This window comes from Streptomyces sp. NPDC026659 (assembly GCF_040638245.1).
Classification (GTDB): Bacteria; Actinomycetota; Actinomycetes; order Streptomycetales; family Streptomycetaceae; genus Streptomyces.
Genome location: NZ_JBEZXY010000003.1, coordinates 238,067 through 258,118, shown reverse-complemented (window position 1 = coordinate 258,118; position 20,052 = coordinate 238,067). Strand labels below are relative to the sequence as shown.

19 protein-coding genes are annotated in these 20,052 nt (G+C 69.2%); 9 read left to right on the top strand and 10 right to left on the bottom strand.

Going from position 1 to position 20,052, the window contains the following annotated elements; all coding sequences use genetic code 11:
* Positions 1 to 38: 38 nt before the first annotated feature.
* The 6 genes from gyrB to dnaA form a co-directional block, all read right to left on the bottom strand.
* The gene (gene gyrB, locus AB0E91_RS10060) at positions 39 to 2,111 is read right to left on the bottom strand and encodes a DNA topoisomerase (ATP-hydrolyzing) subunit B (protein ID WP_361777976.1); all 2,073 of its coding nucleotides are present in this window, start codon (positions 2,109 to 2,111) and stop codon (positions 39 to 41) included.
* Between the two features lie 371 nt (positions 2,112 to 2,482).
* Positions 2,483 to 3,025: a DciA family protein gene (locus AB0E91_RS10055; RefSeq protein WP_361777973.1), complete on the bottom strand. Its 543-nt coding sequence runs from the start codon at positions 3,023 to 3,025 to the stop codon at positions 2,483 to 2,485.
* 13 nt (positions 3,026 to 3,038) lie between these two features.
* Complete coding sequence (recF, locus tag AB0E91_RS10050; RefSeq protein ID WP_361777970.1) at positions 3,039 to 4,160, bottom strand: DNA replication/repair protein RecF; 1,122 nt, start codon at positions 4,158 to 4,160, stop codon at positions 3,039 to 3,041.
* Between the two features lie 66 nt (positions 4,161 to 4,226).
* Complete coding sequence (gene gnd / locus AB0E91_RS10045; protein ID WP_361777967.1) at positions 4,227 to 5,102, bottom strand: phosphogluconate dehydrogenase (NAD(+)-dependent, decarboxylating); 876 nt, start codon at positions 5,100 to 5,102, stop codon at positions 4,227 to 4,229.
* A 292-nt stretch (positions 5,103 to 5,394) separates the two neighbouring features.
* Positions 5,395 to 6,525, bottom strand: coding sequence for a DNA polymerase III subunit beta (gene dnaN / locus AB0E91_RS10040; protein ID WP_018547630.1), 1,131 nt, complete (start codon positions 6,523 to 6,525; stop codon positions 5,395 to 5,397).
* 1,087 nt (positions 6,526 to 7,612) lie between these two features.
* Positions 7,613 to 9,523 carry a chromosomal replication initiator protein DnaA gene (gene dnaA / locus AB0E91_RS10035; RefSeq protein WP_361777963.1) on the bottom strand — a complete coding sequence of 637 codons (1,911 nt, stop codon included), beginning with the start codon at positions 9,521 to 9,523 and terminating at the stop codon, positions 7,613 to 7,615.
* Positions 9,524 to 9,919: 396 nt separating this feature from the next.
* Between dnaA and rpmH the strand changes: the two genes are divergently transcribed.
* The 9 genes from rpmH (at position 9,920) to AB0E91_RS09990 (ending at position 16,801) form a co-directional block, all read left to right on the top strand.
* Positions 9,920 to 10,057, top strand: a complete 138-nt coding sequence (gene rpmH, locus AB0E91_RS10030; protein WP_018547628.1) for a 50S ribosomal protein L34 — start codon at positions 9,920 to 9,922, stop codon at positions 10,055 to 10,057.
* A gap of 21 nt (positions 10,058 to 10,078) precedes the next feature.
* Positions 10,079 to 10,450 carry a ribonuclease P protein component gene (gene rnpA, locus AB0E91_RS10025; protein WP_361777960.1) on the top strand — a complete coding sequence of 124 codons (372 nt, stop codon included), beginning with the start codon at positions 10,079 to 10,081 and terminating at the stop codon, positions 10,448 to 10,450.
* Positions 10,447 to 10,809 carry a membrane protein insertion efficiency factor YidD gene (yidD, locus tag AB0E91_RS10020; protein WP_361777957.1) on the top strand — a complete coding sequence of 121 codons (363 nt, stop codon included), beginning with the start codon at positions 10,447 to 10,449 and terminating at the stop codon, positions 10,807 to 10,809. Before rnpA ends, yidD begins: the two co-directional genes overlap by 4 nt.
* A 3-nt stretch (positions 10,810 to 10,812) precedes the next feature.
* Positions 10,813 to 12,087, top strand: a complete 1,275-nt coding sequence (yidC, locus tag AB0E91_RS10015) for a membrane protein insertase YidC (protein WP_361777954.1) — start codon at positions 10,813 to 10,815, stop codon at positions 12,085 to 12,087.
* Positions 12,088 to 12,102: 15 nt separating this feature from the next.
* Positions 12,103 to 12,618, top strand: coding sequence for a R3H domain-containing nucleic acid-binding protein (locus AB0E91_RS10010; RefSeq protein WP_361777951.1), 516 nt, complete (start codon positions 12,103 to 12,105; stop codon positions 12,616 to 12,618).
* 123 nt (positions 12,619 to 12,741) lie between these two features.
* Positions 12,742 to 13,449, top strand: coding sequence for a 16S rRNA (guanine(527)-N(7))-methyltransferase RsmG (rsmG, locus tag AB0E91_RS10005; protein WP_361777949.1), 708 nt, complete (start codon positions 12,742 to 12,744; stop codon positions 13,447 to 13,449).
* A gap of 330 nt (positions 13,450 to 13,779) precedes the next feature.
* Positions 13,780 to 14,853, top strand: a complete 1,074-nt coding sequence (locus AB0E91_RS10000; protein ID WP_361777947.1) for a ParA family protein — start codon at positions 13,780 to 13,782, stop codon at positions 14,851 to 14,853.
* The gene (locus AB0E91_RS09995) at positions 14,850 to 15,956 is read left to right on the top strand and encodes a ParB/RepB/Spo0J family partition protein (protein ID WP_361777944.1); all 1,107 of its coding nucleotides are present in this window, start codon (positions 14,850 to 14,852) and stop codon (positions 15,954 to 15,956) included. Before AB0E91_RS10000 ends, AB0E91_RS09995 begins: the two co-directional genes overlap by 4 nt.
* Positions 15,957 to 16,183: 227 nt before the next feature.
* Positions 16,184 to 16,801: a GNAT family N-acetyltransferase gene (locus tag AB0E91_RS09990; protein WP_361777941.1), complete on the top strand. Its 618-nt coding sequence runs from the start codon at positions 16,184 to 16,186 to the stop codon at positions 16,799 to 16,801.
* Between the two features lie 61 nt (positions 16,802 to 16,862).
* Here AB0E91_RS09990 and trxA read toward each other — a convergent pair whose 3' ends face one another.
* The 4 genes from trxA to sigM all read right to left on the bottom strand — a co-directional run bounded on the left by trxA (position 16,863) and on the right by sigM (position 20,048).
* A complete protein-coding gene (trxA, locus tag AB0E91_RS09985) occupies positions 16,863 to 17,195 on the bottom strand; it encodes a thioredoxin (protein WP_361777938.1) in 333 nt (110 codons plus the stop codon).
* A gap of 38 nt (positions 17,196 to 17,233) precedes the next feature.
* Positions 17,234 to 18,205 (bottom strand): thioredoxin-disulfide reductase, encoded by a 972-nt coding sequence (gene trxB, locus AB0E91_RS09980; protein WP_361777935.1) that lies wholly within the window; start codon positions 18,203 to 18,205, stop codon positions 17,234 to 17,236.
* Positions 18,206 to 18,387: 182 nt separating this feature from the next.
* Complete coding sequence (locus AB0E91_RS09975) at positions 18,388 to 19,326, bottom strand: anti-sigma factor (RefSeq protein ID WP_361777932.1); 939 nt, start codon at positions 19,324 to 19,326, stop codon at positions 18,388 to 18,390.
* A complete protein-coding gene (gene sigM / locus AB0E91_RS09970) occupies positions 19,323 to 20,048 on the bottom strand; it encodes an RNA polymerase sigma factor SigM (protein WP_361777929.1) in 726 nt (241 codons plus the stop codon). The genes AB0E91_RS09975 and sigM overlap by 4 nt, the downstream gene beginning before the upstream one ends.
* Positions 20,049 to 20,052 lie beyond the last annotated feature (4 nt).

Sequence of the window (20,052 nt, the reverse complement as noted above, 5' to 3'; positions counted from 1 at the left end):
GGTGAAGATCCTTCCTGGTGCGGTCAGCGGAGACCGACTCAGATGTCGAGGAAGCGGACGTCCTTGGCGTTGCGCTGGATGAACTGGCGCCGTGCCTCGACGTCCTCGCCCATCAGCACCGAGAAGAGGTCGTCGGCCTGGGCGGCGTCGTCCAGGGTGACCTGGCCGAGGACGCGGTGCTCGGGGTCCATGGTGGTCACGCGCAGCTCCTCGGCGTTCATCTCGCCGAGACCCTTGAAGCGCTGGATGGAGTCCTCGCGGATGCGCTTGCCCCGCTGGCGGCCCATCTCGATCAGCGCGTCGCGCTCACGGTCGGAGTACGCGTACTCGACGTCGTCCCGGCCCCACTTGATCTTGTACAGCGGGGGACGCGACAGGTACACGTAACCGGCCTCGACCAGCGGCCGCATGAAGCGGAACAGGAAGGTCAGCAGCAGGGTGTTGATGTGCTGACCGTCGACGTCGGCGTCCGCCATCAGGATGATCTTGTGATAGCGGAGCTTCTCGATGTCGAAGTCCTCGTGCACACCCGTGCCGAAGGCGGAGATCAGCGCCTGGATCTCCTGGTTCTGCAGGATCTTGTCGATCCGCGCCTTCTCGACGTTGAGGATCTTGCCGCGGATCGGGAGGATCGCCTGGAACTCCGGGTTGCGGCCGGACTTGGCCGAACCGCCGGCGGAGTCGCCCTCGACGATGAAGATCTCGCACTTGGCCGGGTCGTTGGACTGGCAGTCCGACAGCTTGCCCGGCAGGGACGCCGACTCCAGCAGTCCCTTGCGCCGGGTGAGGTCGCGCGCCTTGCGGGCCGCGACACGCGCGGTGGCCGCCTGGATGCCCTTGCGGATGATGTCCGCGGCCTCGACCGGGTTGCGGTCCAGCCAGTCGTTCAGGTGCTCGTAGACCGCCTTCTGCACGAAGGTCTTGGCCTCCGTGTTGCCCAGCTTGGTCTTCGTCTGGCCCTCGAACTGCGGCTCGCTCAGCTTGACCGAGATGATCGCGGTCAGGCCCTCGCGGATGTCGTCACCGGTGAGGTTGTCGTCCTTCTCGCGAAGGAGCTTCTTGTCGCGCGCGTACTTGTTGATCAGCGACGTCAGCGCGGCGCGGAAGCCCTCCTCGTGCGTACCGCCCTCATGCGTGTGGATGATGTTCGCGAAGGAGTACACACCCTCGCTGTAACCGCTGTTCCACTGCATGGCGACCTCGAGGGACAGGCTCTTGTCCTTGTCCTCGGCCTCCAGGTCGATGATCGTGGGGTGCACCACCTCTCCCTTGCGGGAGTTGAGGTACTTCACGTAGTCGACGATGCCGCCCTCGTAGTGGTACGTGACGGACTTGACCTCGTCCTTCTCGTCCGCACCCGCCTCGTCGGCACCGCTGGTCGCCTTGGCCACCGCGCGCTCGTCCGTGAGCCTGATCGTCAGGCCCTTGTTGAGGAACGCCATCTCCTGGAAACGCCGCGACAGCGTCTCGAAGGAGTACTCCGTGGTCTCGAAGATCTCCGGGTCCGCCCAGAAGGTGACCGACGTGCCGGTCTCCTCCACCGCCTCGTTCCGCTGCAGCGGGGCCGTGGGGACGCCCATCTTGTAGTCCTGCGTCCAGCGGTGGCCGTCCGTCTTCACCTCGACGGCGACCTTCGTGGACAACGCGTTCACGACGGACACGCCCACGCCGTGCAGACCACCGGAGACGGCGTAGCCGCCGCCGCCGAACTTGCCGCCCGCGTGCAGCACGGTCAGCACGACCTCGACGGCCGGCTTGCCCTCGGAGGGCACGATGCCGACCGGGATGCCCCGGCCGTTGTCCACCACACGGACCCCGCCGTCCGGCAGGATCGTCACGTCGATGGTGTCCGCGTAACCGGCCAGCGCCTCGTCGACCGAGTTGTCGACCACCTCCTGCACCAGGTGGTGCAGGCCCCGCTCACCGGTCGAGCCGATGTACATACCGGGTCGCTTGCGGACCGCGTCCAGCCCTTCGAGCACGGTGATGGCGCTGGCGTCGTACGAGGTGGAGGCGACGGGAGCCTCGCCGTTGACGCCGGCGTCGGTGGACGGGATGTTCTCGTTGGGGTTGCCGGAATCGGCCACGAAGCGCCCTTTCTGGCACAGCACGAGCCGGGCTCCCGGGGGAACCCCCTCTGGGGGAGGGTCGCCGGAGCGGCTGCGGCATGTTGCGTTTGGTAAGCCTGGATCAGCGTTGCTCAGCTTTTCCCGGACGGTCCCCACGAGTGGGGCGGGATTCGCCTTCCAGTCTACCGGTAGCGCCGACAGTGATGGGGGTTTGCGGGCACCTGAGTCCCCATGTGCCGCCCTGAACCGGCCTCGATGGCATCCCGATATACGGAAGGGGGCTCCAAGGGGCTCACAGCGGCGCTCAGAGCTTTCGGCCGTCATCCCTTGTCCAGAGGGGGGTGCACGCCGGATCGGCGCAGGTGCGCAGCGGTGTGAACACGCTCCGCACAGGACTCAGGACGTGAGGTACGTCACCCGTAGGTGTCGCCGGGACCCCGGCTTCCAGGGGCCCGGAGAGGCCCGTAACGGCGCGGGGGACCCCCCGGACCGTGCACCTTGATCATGCGCACCGTGCCGTGCCCGAGGTCCTCGTTCAGCCGCGCCACCAGAGCGGGGGCCAGGAGCCGCAGCTGCGTCGCCCACGCCGTCGAGTCGCACAGCACCGACAGCACCCGCTCGTCCTCGTCGTACCGCTGCGGCACACAGTGCTTCGCGAGATCGTCGCCTACGATCTGCGGCCAGCGGCCCATCACACCGCCCACCGCCGCAGGGGCCTCCCAGCCCCGCTCGTTGATCAGCCGGTTGATCGCCGCGCCCAGCGCCAGAGGGTCGCGCCCGTCCGCGCGCGCGCCGGAGCGCAGTCCGCCGCCGCGCGCCTGCTTCTTCTGTCGCGCCGCGTCACCCCGCGCGCGTGCCTGCTCCTTCGCCGCGCGCAACGCCACGCGCGCGAGGTCGACGCCGGTCGGCTCGGGGGCCCGCTTCTCGCCGTCCCCGCCGGGCTGCTCCGTACTCATACGCGCTCCAGGCTCATACGCGCTCCACCGTCCCACCGGAGACCGCGTAGCGCGCGCCGGCCAGCACATGCGGCACGTCGTCGTCCACGGCCGCGGTCACCAGCACCTGCTCGCCCGGCGCGACCAGCTCCGCGAGCCGCTCGCGGCGGCGCGCGTCCAGCTCCGCGAAGACGTCGTCCAGGACCAGCACCGGCTCGTTGCCCTCCGAGCGCAGCAGGTCGTACGAGGCCAGGCGCAGCGCGAGGGCGTACGACCAGGACTCGCCGTGCGAGGCGTACCCCTTCGCGGGCAGCCGGCCGAGCTTGAGCACCAGGTCGTCGCGGTGCGGGCCCACCAGGGTCACCCCGCGCTCGATCTCCTGCTTGCGGGACTCGCCGAGCGCGGCCGTCAGCTGTTCGTACAGCTCCTCGCGCGTCTGCGCCTCGCCCGGGGCCGACGGCTTGTACTCCAGCGCGAGCGGGCCGCCGCCGGGGGCCAGCTGCTCGTACGCCTTGTCGGCGAGCGGCTGGAGCGCGGCGATCAGGTCCAGGCGCCGGGCCAGCAGCTCGGCACCCGCGCGCGCGAGGTGCTGGTCCCACACGTCGAGCGTGGAGAGGTCCATGGAGCGCCCGCCGTGCCTGCGCGCGAGCGCGGCCGTCTTCAGCAGGGTGTTGCGCTGCTTGAGCACCCGCTCGTAGTCCGAGCGCACGCCCGCCATGCGCGGCGACCGGGCGGTGATCAGCTCGTCCAGGAACCGGCGCCGCTCGCCGGGATCGCCCTTGATCAGCGCCAGGTCCTCGGGCGCGAACAGCACGGTCCGTACGATCCCGAGCACGTCCCTCGGCCTGACCTGCGAGGAACGGTTGATGCGGGCCCGGTTGGCGCGGCCCGGGTTCAGCTCCAGCTCGACCAGCTGCTGCCGGTCGCCCTGCCGCACCTGCGCCCGGACGACCGCCCGCTCGGCGCCCATGCGGACCAGCGGCGCGTCGGAGGAGACGCGATGGCTGCCCAGGGTGGCCAGATAGCCGACCGCCTCGACCAGATTGGTCTTGCCCTGGCCGTTGGGGCCGACGAAGGCGGTGACGCCCGGGTCGAGCGGAACCTCGGCCCGGGCGTACGAGCGGAAGTCGGCCAGCGAAAGATGCGTGACGTGCATGGTCGTTCGCCGACCTCCCTCAAGGTGTGGATCGCGGACGCGTCCCCGCGTCCCGTGTCCTGTGGACTACTTCTTCTCTACGGCGTGGCCGCCGAACTGGTTGCGCAGCGCGGCGATCATCTTCATCTGCGGCGAGTCGTCCTGACGGGACGCGAACCGCGCGAACAGCGAGGCGGTGATCGCGGGCAGCGGCACCGCGTTGTCGATCGCGGCCTCCACCGTCCAGCGTCCCTCACCGGAGTCCTGGGCGTAGCCGCGCAGGCCCTCCAGGTGCTCGTCGTCGTCCAGGGCGTTGACCGCCAGGTCGAGCAGCCAGGAGCGGATGACGGTGCCCTCCTGCCAGGAGCGGAAGATCTCGCGGACGTTCTCCACGGAGTCGACCTTCTCCAGCAGCTCCCAGCCCTCGGCGTACGCCTGCATCATGGCGTACTCGATGCCGTTGTGGACCATCTTCGCGAAGTGGCCCGCACCGACCTTGCCGGCGTGCACGGAGCCGAGGTCGCCCTCGGGCTTCAGCGCGTCGAAGACCGGCTGCACCTTCGCCACGTTCTCGGCATCGCCGCCGTACATCAGCGCGTAGCCGTTCGCCAGGCCGTGGACACCGCCGGAGACGCCGCAGTCGACGAAACCTATGCCCTTGGCGGCCAGCTGCTCGGCGTGCTTCTCGTCGTCCGTCCAGCGCGAGTTGCCGCCGTCCACGACCACGTCACCGGGCTCCAGCAGCTCGGCCAGCGTGTCGACCGTGCTCTGGGTGGCCTCGCCCGCCGGGACCATCACCCACACCACGCGCGGTGCGCTGAGCTTGCCCACCAGCTCTTCCAGGCTGTGGACATCCGCGATGTCGGCGTTGCGGTCGTATCCGATGACGGTGTGGCCGGCGCGGCGGATGCGCTCGCGCATGTTGCCGCCCATCTTGCCGAGACCGACGAGACCGAGCTCCATCAGTTGGTTCCTTAATTCGCTGTGTGGCAGGGGGGACACCGACGTGCCCGACCCCAGAGCCTAGCCCCGCCCTGACCTGCACAGCTGTGGGCATACCCGCTCAAACGTTCCCCCGCAGTCGTCGCTGCGGGCAGTCGCCAATCCCGCCGCCGCTGCGGGCAGCTGTGCCGCTGGGGCGGCACGGGTGGGCGCAGCGGCACCGCGCCAGCGCCGCAAGCGTCCCCACCCCCGCCCAGCGACAGTGCCGGGCACCACAAGAGGCACCCGGCACTGTCCACACCTGTGGAGAACGTCAGCCGCTCAACCGCACCGGCATGATGAGGTACTTGTACGCCCCGTCGGCCTCGGCATCCACCGCAGGCTTACCGCTCAGCAGCGCAGGCTTGGTCGACGTGGTGAACGACAACTGCGCCACCGGAGAGTCGATCGCGCTCAACCCGTCCAGCAGGAACGTCGGGTTGAAGGCGATCGAGATGTCGTCGCCCTCCAGCGCCGCCTCGACCCGCTCCACAGCCTGTGCGTCGTCACTGGACCCCGCCTCGAGCGTCAGCACACCCTGCTCGAAGCTCAGCCGCACCGGCGTGTTCCGCTCGGCCACCAGCGCCACACGCTTGACGGCCTCGACGAACGGCGCGGTCTCGATCACGGCGACGGAGTTGAACTCGGTCGGGAAGAGCGTCCGGTACTTCGGCAGGTCGCCCTCGAGCAGACGCGTGGTCGTACGACGGCCCGCGCCCTCGAAGCCGATCAGGCCCTCGCCCGCACCGGAGCCCGACAGCGCCAGCGTGACGCTGTCACCGGCGCCGAGGGACTTGGCGGTGTCCAGCAGCGTCTTGGCCGGGACCAGGGCGACCGCGGAGGCGTCCGGGTTCTCCGGCTTCCACAGGAACTCGCGGACGGCGAAGCGGTAGCGGTCGGTGGAGGCGAGGGTGACGGTGTCGCCCTCGATCTCGATCCGTACACCGGTGAGGACGGGCAGCGTGTCGTCACGCCCGGCGGCGATGGCCACCTGGGACGCGGCGGCCGCGAAGACCTCACCGGGGACGGTGCCGGTGGCGGTCGGCATCTGCGGCAGCGCCGGGTACTCCTCCACGGGCAGGGTATGGAGGGTGAAGCGCGAGGAGCCGCAGACCACGGTCGCCCGCACTCCGTCGGTGGAGATCTCCACGGGGCGGTTGGGCAGCGCGCGGCAGATGTCGGCCAGCAGGCGGCCGGAGACGAGGACGGTGCCCTCCTCGTCGACCTCGGCCTCGACGCCGACACGGGCGGAGACCTCGTAGTCGAAGCTCGACAGGCTCAGCTGGCCGTCCTCGGCCTTGAGCAGCAGGCCGGCGAGGACAGGCGCCGGCGGACGGGCCGGGAGGCTGCGTGCCGCCCACGCCACTGCCTCCGCGAGTACGTCGCGTTCCACCCGGATCTTCACCGTAAGCCGCCTCCTGCTGTTGCTTCTGAGTCCTCCGACTCGGCGTCGCCGCCCATCACGAGGGGAAGGACACCGGGGACCAGTCTGACGTACCGCGCTGACATCAGGTGCCGGTCGGGGTCAAGTCGGACCGAGGGGCGGTCGGGCCATCGAGGGCGAGTTGTGCACAGCCCCCGCTTCAAAACGGTTTCCAGGCTCTCTCTAGTTGGGAGTAGTAGTAGGGCCTGTGGATACCGTGGATAACCTCGTTTGCCCAGCTCAGAGCCACAATTTTATCCACCGGGCCTGTGGGTGAAGCCCGTGGATAACTCGGGGTTTCTGTGGAGAACAGAAAGTTCTGCACACACCGTCCCCAGGGAGGGCCGAGTTCTCCCCAGCTGCGTCCCCAGGTTTACCCACGTTTCCCACAGCCCAACCCGGCAGCTTCGTGTGACGGCTTTCACTCGATGCGGCGATCGGGGCCGAGGGGTTGCCGAACAGTGGACAGCCATGTGGAGAAGGGCCCGATCGCTGGGGAAAACGGCCCCCAGCCTGTGGGTTCTCGGTGGACAACCTTTTCCACACCCTGGGGGCCGGGGCGTTTTCCACAGCCTGTGGAGATCGTTCGTCCACGAATCCACAGGCCTCTGAGCTGCATGGACGTCCCCTCCCTTGCTGCCCTGTGGACACAGCTTGGGACAACTTCCCAGTCCCCAGGGTGTGGACGGAAGAAAGTCGCCGAATCTGTGGACGAAGGCCGTAACCCGGGGGCCAATCGAACACCCGGGGGCGGTGGGGTGCCTGAGCGGGGTGGGGGCGGAGGGGTCGCGGGAGGGGCGAACGAGGCTCGGCCGGGGGTCTGAAGGGGTTTCGGAGACCCCGGATCGTGCCCCTGGAGCTCGCAACGGGGGCGCTTCCACAGGGTTGTGGGCGGCGCGGTCGAGCCCCTGGTCCTGGATGCGGCGGGGGGCTCGTAGGCGCTTGGGCGGGCTGGACGGGCTGAGCGGCCGGGGCCGGTCCGGCGGGTCCGGCGGCACAGGAAAGCGCCCCCGGGATCCCCCAGGGGCGCTCACGCGGCCGGTGCGGTACGACCGACAGGCGGGTGGCCTCAGCCGGCCTTGATGCGGTTCGTCAGCTCGGTCACCTGGTTGTAGATCGAGCGCCGTTCGGCCATCAGCGCGCGGATCTTGCGGTCTGCGTGCATGACGGTCGTGTGGTCGCGGCCGCCGAACTGCGCGCCGATCTTCGGCAGGGACAGGTCGGTCAGCTCGCGGCACAGGTACATGGCGATCTGCCGTGCGGTGACCAGCGCGCGGCCGCGCGAGGTGCCGCACAGGTCGTCCACGGTCAGCCCGAAGTAGGTGGCGGTGGCCGCCATGATGTCCGTGGCCGTGATCTCGGGCGCCGAGTCCTCGCCGCCGGGGATCAGGTCCTTGAGGACGATCTCCGTCAGCCCGAGGTCGACCGGCTGCCGGTTGAGGGAGGCGAACGCCGTCACCCGGATCAGCGCGCCCTCCAGCTCACGGATGTTCCGCGAGATCCGGGAGGCGATGAACTCCAGCACCTCCGGCGGGGCGTTGAGCTGCTCCTGGACCGCCTTCTTGCGCAGGATCGCGATGCGGGTCTCCAGCTCGGGCGGCTGGACGTCGGTGATCAGGCCCCACTCGAAGCGGTTGCGCAGCCGGTCCTCCAGCGTCACCAGCTGCTTGGGCGGCCGGTCGGAGGACAGCACGATCTGCTTGTTGGCGTTGTGGAGCGTGTTGAAGGTGTGGAAGAACTCCTCCTGCGTCGACTCCTTGTCCGCGAGGAACTGGATGTCGTCCACGAGCAGGATGTCCATCTCGCGGTAGCGCTTGCGGAAGCTGTCGCCCTTGCCGTCGCGGATGGAGTTGATGAACTCGTTGGTGAACTCCTCGGAGCTCACGTACCGCACGCGGGTGCCCGGGTAGAGGCTGCGGGCGTAGTGCCCGATGGCGTGCAGCAGATGGGTCTTGCCGAGGCCCGACTCCCCATAGATGAAGAGGGGGTTGTAGGCCTTGGCCGGCGCCTCGGCGACGGCCACCGCGGCCGCGTGCGCGAAGCGGTTGGAGGCGCCGATGACGAACGTGTCGAAGAGGTACTTGGGGTTGAGCCGCGCGGTCGGCTCGCCCGGGCCGCCGGCCGACGGCGTCGAGGAGCCGCCGGACGAGCCGCTCCGGCCGGTTCCGGCGGCGGGCAGCGCGGGTCCGCCCCGGTGCGCGCCGCCGCCTGACGGGGTCTCGGGGAGCTCGCGGCGGACCGGGTCGCGCTGGTCGTACTCGGTGCGGGAGGTCTCGTAGTCGGGGCGCTGCTCGTAACCGGGGCGCTCGCGGCCCGCGCGGTATTCGGGCGAGGTCCCGTAGGTGTCGCGTCCGGAGCCGCCGTAGGAGTCCTGCGAGGACGGCGAGGCGTACGGGTCGCGCTCGGGGAAGCCGAGGCGGGGCTGCTGCCAGCCGTAGTCGTCCTGTCCGGAGCGCGGCCAGGCGCCCGGCTGCGGGCGCTGGTACTCGGCCGGGTAGGCGGGGCGGACCGTGGGGAGCTGGTCGGCCGCCGGGCGCTCCGCGCGGGAGGCCGGGCCGTCGTCGGGGAGCTGCTGGTCGTCGGCGCGGTGGCGGCCGTAGCCCTCGTACGGGGCGGAGGGCAGCTCCGGCTCCTCGTAGCGGGGCCGGTCCGCGCTCTCGTGCGGGGGCTGCGGCTTGGGGGCGGCGGGCGCGGGGCGGCTGCCCGCGGAGTCGTCCACGGTGATCGCGGTACGGATGGGGCGGCCGCACTCCCGGCTGAGCGTCTCGCTGACGACGGGGGCGAGCCGGTCCTCGAAGGCGCGCTTGGCGAATTCGTTCGGCACGGCGAGCAGGGCGGTGTCCGCGACCAGGGCGAGCGGCTGGCAGCGCCGGAGCCAGTGCTCGTCCTTGGCGTCCACACGCTGTCCCGGACCTTCGCCGAGGAGCTGCTCCAGTACGCGTGGCCACACTGCGGCAAGATCGGCAGGTACGTCAGCCACAGGGCACGCTCTCTCGCAGATCCCACGAACGTGTGGTTGTGGGATGGGTCGGGATGAAAATCGGGTGGATGGGCCGGGCAATCCCGCTCGGGCGGGGATAAGGGAACGAATCGGAGTCCAGCCACGGTAGTCAGCGTGGCGGGTAGGGTTCAAGTTGTTGTCCCCAGCCTGTGGACAGTGTCCCTCGGTGGGCGTCGGTTTGACCGGATGGCGTAGCCGCGCGTACCGTAACCAGGTCGAGTTGTCGATGGCTGCTGCCGCCTGCCTCCGATGGGCACAGATCGCTACAGGTGATCGGGAAGCGGTGCACACGGGCGTGACGCGAGCTACTCGTGGGCGCACGGTGACAGCCAGGACGGCACCCCGCCAACTACCGATTCTTTCTGGAGCCCCCGAGTGAGCAAGCGCACCTTCCAGCCGAACAACCGTCGTCGCGCGAAGACCCACGGCTTCCGCCTGCGGATGCGCACCCGTGCCGGCCGCGCGATTCTGGCGAACCGCCGCAGCAAGGGTCGCGCCGCCCTGTCCGCCTGATCCTGACCAGGTCGTGACGTCGTGCTGCCCACCGACCACCGGCTGAGGCGGCGCGAGGACTTCGCGACCGCGGTACGGCGAGGACGCCGGGCAGGCCGCCCGACTCTCGTCGTCCACTTTCGTAGCGGTGCCACGGACCCGCACGCGCCTGGGGAGAGCGCTCCCCCGACGCGTGCGGGTTTCGTCGTGAGCAAGGCTGTGGGTGGCGCGGTCGTGCGCAACAAAGTGAAGCGCAGACTGCGTCACCTGATGCGTGACCGAGTTGCCCTGTTTCCCCCCGGTAGCCTGGTAGTCGTACGAGCGCTGCCCGGATCGGGCGACGTGGAACACGCACAGCTGGCCCGAGACCTGGATGCCGCCCTTCAGCGGCTGCTGGGAGGGGGCGCGCGATGAAGTACCCACTGCTGGCCCTGATCAAGTTGTACCAGTGGACGATCAGTCCACTTCTGGGGCCGGTGTGCAAGTACTACCCGTCGTGCTCTCATTACGGCTACACGGCCATCGACCGGCATGGTGCGATCAAGGGAACGGCCCTGACCGCCTGGCGCATCCTCCGGTGCAATCCGTGGTCGCTGGGTGGTGTGGACCATGTTCCGCAGCGCAAGCGTCCGCGGTGGCACGAAATGCTGCGCGACGCCTGGCGCACACGCAGGGGCGGAACCTCCGCCGCCGAACCGGCCACCGAGGCGAAGCTATCCGAGCCTCCTTCGAGCCCGGCCGCAGAGACCTCGTCCCATGCCCAAGGAGCATGATTAGTGGACACGATTGCCAGCTTCTTCAGCTTCATCACGACACCCGTCTCCTGGGTCATCGTCCAGTTCCACACGGTGTACGGGGCGATCTTCGGCCCTGACACGGGCTGGGCCTGGGGCCTGTCCATCGTGTCCCTGGTGATTCTCATCCGCATCTGCCTGATCCCGCTCTTCGTGAAGCAGATCAAGGCGACGCGCGCGATGCAGACGCTCCAGCCTGAGATGAAGAAGATCCAGGAGCGCTACAAGAACGACAAGCAGCGTCAGTCCGAAGAGATGATGAAGCTGTACAAGGAGTCGGGCACCAACCCGCTCTCCTCGTGCCTTCCCATCCTGGCGCAGTCTCCCTTCTTCTTCGCCTTGTACCACGTGCTCAACGGCATCGCGTCGGGCAAGACCATCGGTGTCATCAACACCTCGCTGCTGGAGAGCGCCCGTAAGGCGCACATCTTCGGCGCCCCGCTCGCGGCGAAGTTCAAGGACAGCGCCGACACCATCGCGGCGATGCACGCCTCCGTCACCGATGTGCGGGTCGTCACGGCGATCATGATCATCCTGATGTCGGCGTCGCAGTTCTACACGCAGCGCCAGCTGATGACCAAGAACGTCGACACGACGGTGAAGACGCCGTTCATGCAGCAGCAGAAGATGCTGATGTACGTCTTCCCGATCATGTTCGCCGTCTTCGGTATCAACTTCCCGGTCGGTGTTCTCGTCTACTGGCTGACCACCAACGTGTGGACCATGGGCCAGCAGATGTACGTCATCCGCAACAACCCGAACCCGGGCTCCAAGGCTCAGGCCTCGTACCTGGAGCGTCTGACCAAGCACGTCACGCACCACGGCAAGGTCCGCCGTCGCAGCGAGCGCACGATCGTCAAGGCGATCGTCGCCAAGGGCCGCGACCGCAACGAGGCCGAGCGGAAGTTCATCAACGCGCTGAGCAAGGCCGGTCTGGCCGCCCAGGCCGACGGCTCCGTGGTCAAGAGCGAGGCCCAGGCCGTGGCCGAGACCGAGGACGGTACGGCGGCCACCACCGCCCCCGCCCGGCGCCAGCAGCCCAAGCGGCAGAGCAAGGCGCAGCGCCACCAGTCCGGCACCAAGCCGTCGGACGACGCCACCGCGACCACTTCGCTCGAGAAGTCCGACGAGCCTCAGGACGCCAAGCCCGCCGCTGCCAAGCAGCCCCAGAAGTCCGGTTCCGGCACCCGCAGCAAGGCCCAGTCCGGGCAGAGCAAGGGTGGTCCGCAGCGGCCCAAGTCCCCGTCCAAGAAGTAAGAAGGAGCCCATCCCGTGACGGAAGGCACCACCACCTCTGCCGCTGCCGAGGGTGCGGACACCCTGACCCGCCTGGAGCAGGAGGGTGAGATCGCCGCGGACTACCTGGAGGGTCTGCTCGACATCGCGGACCTCGACGGCGACATCGACATGGACGTCGAGGCCGATCGCGCCTCCGTTTCGATCATCAGCGACGCCAGTGGCCGCGACCTCCAGAAGCTGGTCGGCCGGGACGGCGAGGTGCTGGAGGCGCTGCAGGAGCTGACGCGTCTGGCCGTGCACCGGGAGACCGGTGACCGTAGCCGGCTGATGCTCGACATCGGGGGCTACCGGGCCAAGAAGCGCGCCGAGCTGGCCGAGCTGGGCGCGAAGGCGGCCGCCGAGGTCAAGAGCTCGGGCGAGCCCGTGAAGCTCAAGCCGATGACCCCCTTCGAGCGCAAGGTCGTGCACGACGCGATCAAGGGCGCGGGACTGCGCAGCGAGTCCGAGGGCGAGGAGCCGCAGCGGTTCGTCGTCGTGCTGCCCGCCTGATCGGCCCCTGTTCCACCGGCCCCGTCTGTTGCGTCTGAGGCGCAGACGGGGCCGAACTTTGTCAGCCTGTAGTTCTGGTGGCCGGTGCGGGATGTGCCGGCGCTGTACGGAAGGACGGTCCCCGTGACGGAGGCAGCGGAGCTTCCCCCCGCGCCCGAACAGGCGCGGGAAGTATTTGGCGATCGTTTCGACGACGCGGTGCGCTATGCGGAGCTGCTGGCCGAGGCAGGTGTGCAGCGCGGTCTGATCGGTCCCCGGGAGGTGCCCCGGCTGTGGGAGCGCCATCTGCTGAACTGCGCGGTGCTCTCCGAGGCCGTTCCCGAGGGGGTGACGGTCTGCGACGTCGGCTCGGGCGCGGGTCTGCCGGGTATCCCGCTGGCCCTGGTGCGGGACGACCTCAACATCACGTTGCTGGAGCCGCTGCTGCGGCGCACCACCTTCCTCACCGAGGTCGTGGAGCTGCTGGGCCTCGACCATGTGACGGTGGTGCGCGGGCGGGCCGAGGAGATGCTGGGCAAGGTGCAGCCGGTGCACGTGGTGACGGCGCGTGCCGTGGCCCCGCTCGATCGCCTGGCCGCCTGGGGCATCCCGCTGCTGCGGCCGTACGGCGAGATGCTGGCGCTGAAGGGGGACACCGCTGAGGAGGAGCTGAAGGCGGCGTCCACCGCGCTCGCCAAGCTCGGCGCGGTCTCGACCTCTGTTCTCCAGGTGGGCGAGGGCGTGGTGGACCCGCTGTCCACCGTGGTGCGGGTGGAGGTCGGTGAGAGCCCCGGCGGCGTACGGTTCGCGGCCAAGCGGGCCAAGGCGGCGCGGGCGCGCAGGCGCCGCTGAGCCAGGATGCGGTGGATGGGGTGTGCCCCGGGCTTGGACCCGGAGTGCACCCCATCTGTCGTTTGCGGGCGGCGTACGACCGGCGTACTCCACACAAGCTGCCGAACCCGGGCGGGCCGGAGTGTCGCGAGGACCCGGTCGCCGTGGCGGAGCATCGTGTTTCACGTGAAACGTCGCTCACTGCTGCACGGCATCATCGGCCGCAGCCACGCTGCGGCCGAACCCCGGGACCGGAAGCCGCTCGGTTCACTCGGAGAGGTACCGCAGGTGTCCACAGAGGTGGATTTCTCCACAGAAGACCAGGGCTCACTGGTTCGCGGTACCGAAGGCATGGGAGGCTCTGTTCATTGCGAGCCTGAAGTCGAGGAGAGTGAATCCGTGCGGTCCGACGCCAATATCGCGGGACCGATGACCGATCCGGTCCCCGGTCCCCGAACCGAGTCGATGGGGGCAGATGTTTCACGTGAAACACCGCCCCCGATGGACGACACTCCCATCGGTCGCGCTGCCCAACTAGCGGCGGAGGCCATCAGCCGCGCCGGAGAGGGCCTCCCGAGGCCGGAGCAGACCCGCCTCATCGTGGTGGCCAACCAGAAGGGAGGCGTGGGAAAGACGACGACCACCGTCAACCTCGCTGCTTCCCTGGCACTGCACGGTGCCCGCGTCCTGGTGGTCGACCTCGACCCGCAGGGCAACGCGTCCACGGCACTGGGGATCGACCACCACGCGGAAGTGCCGTCCATCTACGACGTCTTGGTGGAGAGCAGGCCGCTCTCCGAGGTCGTCCAGCCCGTTCCGGACGTCGAGGGTCTGTTCTGTGCCCCGGCCACCATCGATCTCGCCGGTGCGGAGATCGAGTTGGTGTCCCTGGTGGCGCGGGAGAGCCGACTCCAGCGGGCGATCCAGGCGTACGAACAGCCGTTGGACTACGTCCTCATCGACTGCCCGCCCTCGCTGGGCCTGCTGACGGTCAATGCGCTCGTCGCCGGCCAGGAGGTCCTCATCCCCATCCAGTGCGAGTACTACGCGCTGGAGGGCCTGGGACAGCTGCTGCGCAACGTCGATCTGGTGCGGGGTCACCTCAACCCGACGCTGCATGTGTCGACCATCCTGCTGACGATGTACGACGGCCGGACGCGTCTCGCCTCGCAGGTCGCGGAAGAGGTCCGCACCCACTTCGGCGACGAGGTACTGCGGACGAGTATTCCGCGCTCGGTCCGTATCTCCGAGGCCCCCAGCTACGGGCAGACGGTACTGACCTACGATCCAGGTTCGAGCGGGGCGCTCTCCTATCTTGAGGCGGCCCGGGAAATCGCGCTGAGGGGTGCGGGAGTCGGCTACGACCCGACCCAGGCCCATGTCGGCGCCCAGAACGACCGGAACATGGTGGAGGGGACGCAGTGAACGAACGACGGAGGGGGCTGGGCCGCGGTCTCGCCGCGCTGATCCCCGCTGCCCCGACCGAGAAGACCCTGGCCTCCAGCGCACTGGGCAGCGGGGCGCCCGCGTCCGCCGCTGCGGCTCCGCTGCTGACGGCCGACCGTGGAACCGCCGCCGAGACGCCCACCGTCCCGGGGCCCGCCCAGGAACTCGAGGACTCCTCGGCGAGCCCGGTGGCGGAGCTGCCCGTGCCGCCGATGGGCGCGTACTTCGCGGAGATCCCGCTCGACTCCATCACGCCCAACCCGCGTCAGCCCCGCGAGATCTTCGACGAGGACGCGCTGCGCGAGCTGGTGACCTCCATCCAGGAGGTCGGCCTTCTCCAGCCCGTCGTCGTGCGGGAGCTGGGCGCGGACCGCTATGAGCTGATCATGGGCGAGCGCCGCTGGCGGGCCAGCCGCAAGGCGGGCCTGGAGGCGATCCCGGCGATCGTCCGCGCCACGGACGACGAGAAGCTCCTCCTGGACGCCCTGCTGGAGAACCTGCACCGCGCGCAGCTCAATCCGATCGAAGAGGCGCACGCCTACGATCAGCTGCTCAAGGACTTCAACTGCACCCACGACCAGCTGGCCGACCGGATCGGGCGCTCCCGCCCCCAGATCTCCAACACGCTCCGGCTGCTGCGTCTCTCGCCGACCGTGCAGAAGCGGGTCGCGGCCGGGGTGCTCTCGGCCGGTCACGCGCGGGCGCTGCTGTCCGTCGAGGACTCCGAGGAGCAGGACCGGCTGGCGCACCGGATCGTGGCCGAGGGGCTGTCGGTGCGAGCGGTGGAAGAGATCGTGACCCTGATGGGCTCGCGGCCGCAGAAGACCGCGCGTTCCAAGGGACCGCGTGCCGGGGCCCTGGTGTCCCCCGCGCTGAGCGATCTGGCCACACGGCTGTCGGACCGCTTCGAGACCCGGGTGAAGGTGGACCTCGGGCAGAAGAAGGGGAAGATCACCGTCGAGTTCGCCTCGGTCGAGGACCTGGAGCGGATCCTCGGCACGCTCGCCCCGGGTGAAGGGCCCCTGTTGTCCACGGGTCTCCAGGACGAAGACGGTCAGGACGACGAGGGCCAGGACGCCTGATCCACGCCGTTCCGACCGACGGCACCGCGAGAGCGGATCGTGTCCGGTGTGTACCGGAACACGGTCCGCTCTTTGCTTTGAGCCGGTATCGAGGGAATCGCATCGTGGATACGATGCGAACGGGTAGGGCGCAGCGGTCGGTGGATTCGCCGATGGGCTGCTCGGGAGACGGAGCCCTCTGACAGCCGCTCGCGATGCACGGCCGTAGGAAGCGAGGAACAGCCTTCATGGGGCGTCGGCTCGTACCGCTCACGCTGGACAACCTCAAGGACCTTCCCCAGCGCTGCCGCTCATGCGTGTTCTGGGAGCTGGACCCCGTGAGCGGAGAGGCCGCGGTGAGGGCGGGCACGGCAGCGGGCGAGAAGGAGTCGTGGATCTCCGCCGTCCTGCTCGACTGGGGCTCGTGCGGCCGGACGGTCTACGTGGACGACGTGCCGGTGGGCTTCGTGCTCTACGCGCCGCCCGCCTATGTGCCGCGCTCGGCGGCCTTCCCCACCAGCCCGGTCTCTCCCGACGCCGTACAGCTCATCACCGCGTTCGTGCTGCCCGGCTATCAGGGGCAGGGGCTCGGCAGGACGCTGGTCCAGGCGGTCGCCAAGGATCTGCTGAGGCGCGGCTTCAAAGCGATCGAGGCCTTCGGCGACACCCGCTGGAAGGAGCCCGCCTGTCTGCTCCCCGTGGATCATCTCCTCGCGGTCGGCTTCAAGACGGTACGGCAGCATCCGCAGCACCCTCGGCTGCGACTGGAGCTGCGCTCGACGCTGTCCTGGAGGGAAGACGTGGAGATGGCCATCGACCGGCTGCTGGGTGCCGTGCAGAAGGAGCCCGCGCTGCGGCCGCTGTAGCGGAATGGACGAAGGGGCCGGCCCTCGGGAGGACCGGCCCCTTCATGTTTCACGTGAAACGTCACTCGGAGATGAACTCTTCGAGGTCGCGGACGAGCATGGCCTTCGGCTTGGCGCCGACGATCGTCTTGACGACGTCGCCACCCTGGTAGACGTTCAGGGTCGGGATGGACATGACGCCGTACTTGGCGGCCGTGTTCGGGTTCTGGTCGATGTTGAGCTTGACGACCTCGATCTTGTCACCGTACTCGGCGGCGATGGCCTCGAGGGACGGAGCGATCTGGCGGCAGGGGCCGCACCACTCGGCCCAGAAGTCCACCAGGACGGGCTTGTCGCTCTTCAGCACGTCCTGCTCGAAGTTGTCATCAGTCACGGTCTTCAGGTTGCCGGCCACAGCGGGCTCCTTATTTCTGCTCGTACGGTGGGGGGAGGTCAGACGGCTGCGGTCTTCTCGGGCTCGGCCTGGTCGGTGTCCAGCAGCGCGGCCAGGTAGCGCTCAGCGTCCAGCGCGGAGGCACAGCCGGTGCCGGCCGCGGTGATCGCCTGACGGTAGGTGTGGTCGACCACGTCACCCGCGGCGAAAACGCCGGGCACATTGGTCCGCGTGGAGGGAGCGGCGACCTTCAGGTAGCCCTCGGCGTCCAGGTCCAGCTGGCCCTTGAAGAGCTCGGTACGCGGGTCGTGACCGATGGCGATGAACAGACCCGTGACGGGCAGATCCGAGATCTCGCCCGTCTTGACGTTACGGAGCTTGAGACCGGTGAGCTTCTGCTCGCCGAGGACCTCCACGACCTCGCTGTCCCAGGCGAACTTGATCTTCGGGTCGTTGAAGGCGCGCTCCTGCATCGCCTTGGAGGCACGCAGGGTGTCACGGCGGTGGACGACCGTCACGGACTTGGCGAACCGCGAGAGGAAGGTGGCCTCCTCCATCGCGGTGTCGCCGCCGCCGATCACGGCGATGTCCTGGTCCCGGAAGAAGAAGCCGTCACAGGTGGCGCACCAGGAGACGCCACGGCCGGAGAGCGCGTCCTCGTTCGGCAGCGCGAGCTTGCGGTGCTGCGAGCCGGTGGCGACGATGACCGCCTTCGCACGGTGGACCGTGCCCGAGGTGTCGGTGACGGTCTTGATCTCACCGGTCAGGTCGACGGACACGATGTCGTCCGGGATCAGCTCGGCGCCGAATCGCTCGGCCTGCGCCCGCATGTTGTCCATCAGGTCGGGGCCCATGATGCCGCTGGGGAAGCCCGGGTAGTTCTCCACCTCCGTGGTGTTCATCAGCGCACCACCGGCGGTGACGGCGCCTTCGAACACCAGAGGCTTCAGGGACGCGCGCGCGGTGTAGAGCGCCGCCGTGTAGCCTGCGGGCCCGGAGCCGATGATGATCACGTTACGGACGTCGCTCACGGCTTGTTTCCTCGTCTCTGGTCTGTGTCAGTCGACCGGTGAAAGTCCCTTTCGGGGCTCTCACCCCACCCAACCGATCCTAAGGGCCGCGCATTCCCCCGCTGTCTGGGCACACGGAAGCAGCGCCGGGAGACCGCAGCTCTCCGGATGACCGCAGGGGGCCGAATGACCTCTGGCGTGGCTCAGTTGCGTGCGAGGGACTGCTTCAGCAGCACGTCGCCGGAAGAGGCGGGCCGGTGCACGATGCAGGAGGCGTCCACGACGTAGACCAGGACGCGCGTGCTGTCCATGGTGTCGGGAAGCACGACCAGATAGGCCTTCTTCCCGGCGTAGGTGCCCGTTTTGGCGGCGAGGACATCGTTGCGGGAGTCCACCGCCTGCCGGATGCAGTAGGGCACCGGGACGGCGGTCTGGATCAGGGTGTTCGCGCTCTGTGTCGGGCCGCCCGGGGACGCCGTCGCGCTCTCCTCACGCGGACGCTGTGTGCCCCGCTGAAGCCCCTTCTGTGCGGTGAGGAGACCTTTCACCTGGCTCTGCACGCTGGTCCCGGAAAACGTGGTGACGGCCGGGGCAGGCTTGGTCTGAGCGGTGGTGTCGGGGGAGTCGCTGCCGAGTGACTGAAGGAGCAGTGAACCGGCTCCGACCACAGCGGCGGTGAGTACCGCACCGAGCGCGACGGACCTGCGTCGGCTACGGCCACGCTCCTTGCGTCCGGGCCCGGTGGCGGCGGACGGACGTCCGGTGGGACGGTCCGGCACCGATGTTTCACGTGAAACCTGCTTCTCGGTTTCACGTGAAACATGCTGCGGGTCTTCCGAGGCGGGCTGCGCCGTGCCCGCATGAACGGCCGTCAGTGCCCCTGTCGTCGCTTGCGAGAGGGCTTCGATGGCCAGGGCGGCGTCGATGCGGTCCGCCACGTCCTGCGGCATCGGAGAGGGCTCCGGCATGTTTCCCAGCAGCGCCCGGATCTCCTCCAGGGACGCCTGGACGTCGGCGCACGGCTCGCACCCCTCCAGGTGTCGGCGGAGGTCCGCGCTGCGGGTCGGCGGCAGGATGCCCTCGGTGAGGTCGGAGAGCTCGGTGACGTCCGGATGCCCGGCCGTGTCTGTCGAGGACGTCATGCCCGTCCACCTCCGCCCTTCACGACGGCCGAATCGCTCGGTCCTGTGTCCTGTGAGCCGTCACCCGGAGAATCCGTCGCAGGTGGGACGGATGCCCCGTGCACCCGGTTCCGTCCTGGCGCGGGTTCTTTCCCCTCACCCGGGGCATCGGGACGCAGATGGGTGAGCAGCGGAAGAAGTCTGGCGCGCCCCCGGGCGCAACGGCTCTTCACCGTCCCCGTGGGAACGTCGAGGATGCGCGCGGCCTCGGCCACCGGATAGCCCTGCATGTCCACCAGGACCAGCGCGGCGCGCTGCTCCCGGGGGAGGGTCCCGAGCGCCTGGACGAGCTGCCGGTGCAGGTCGTTCCGTTCGGCCGGGGCGGAGGCGGACTCGTGCGGCTCCAGCAGTTGCTCCAGCCGCTCGGTGTCGTCCACCGGAGCCGTCTTCCGCGAGGCGGTCTTGCGGGCGCGGTCCAGGCAGGCGTTCACCGTGATGCGGTGCAGCCAGGTCGTGACGGCCGACTGCCCCCGGAAGGTGTGTGCGGCCCGGTAGGCGGAGACCAGGGCGTCCTGGACCGCGTCGGCGGCCTCCTCACGGTCCCCCAGCGTCCGCAGGGCGACGGCCCAGAGCCGGTCCCGATGCCTCCGGACGAGCTCGCCGAAGGCATCGGGGTCGCCGTCCACGTGCCGGGCGATCAGGTCCTGGTCGTCCACTTCCTCGTATCCGGCGCCCTGCGCCATCTGC

Excerpts from the sequence above, each read along its gene's own strand:
- AB0E91_RS09975 (WP_361777932.1), bottom strand. The coding sequence starts at position 19,326 with ATGACGTCCTCGACAGACACGGCCGGGCATCCGGACGTCACCGAGCTC.
- sigM (WP_361777929.1), bottom strand. The coding sequence starts at position 20,048 with ATGGCGCAGGGCGCCGGATACGAGGAAGTGGACGACCAGGACCTGATC.
- AB0E91_RS10055 (WP_361777973.1), bottom strand. The coding sequence starts at position 3,025 with ATGAGTACGGAGCAGCCCGGCGGGGACGGCGAGAAGCGGGCCCCCGAG.
- AB0E91_RS10000 (WP_361777947.1), top strand. The coding sequence starts at position 13,780 with ATGGGAGGCTCTGTTCATTGCGAGCCTGAAGTCGAGGAGAGTGAATCC.
- yidD (WP_361777957.1), top strand. The coding sequence starts at position 10,447 with ATGAAGTACCCACTGCTGGCCCTGATCAAGTTGTACCAGTGGACGATC.
- AB0E91_RS09990 (WP_361777941.1), top strand. The coding sequence starts at position 16,184 with ATGGGGCGTCGGCTCGTACCGCTCACGCTGGACAACCTCAAGGACCTT.
- gnd (WP_361777967.1), bottom strand. The coding sequence starts at position 5,102 with ATGGAGCTCGGTCTCGTCGGTCTCGGCAAGATGGGCGGCAACATGCGC.
- recF (WP_361777970.1), bottom strand. The coding sequence starts at position 4,160 with ATGCACGTCACGCATCTTTCGCTGGCCGACTTCCGCTCGTACGCCCGG.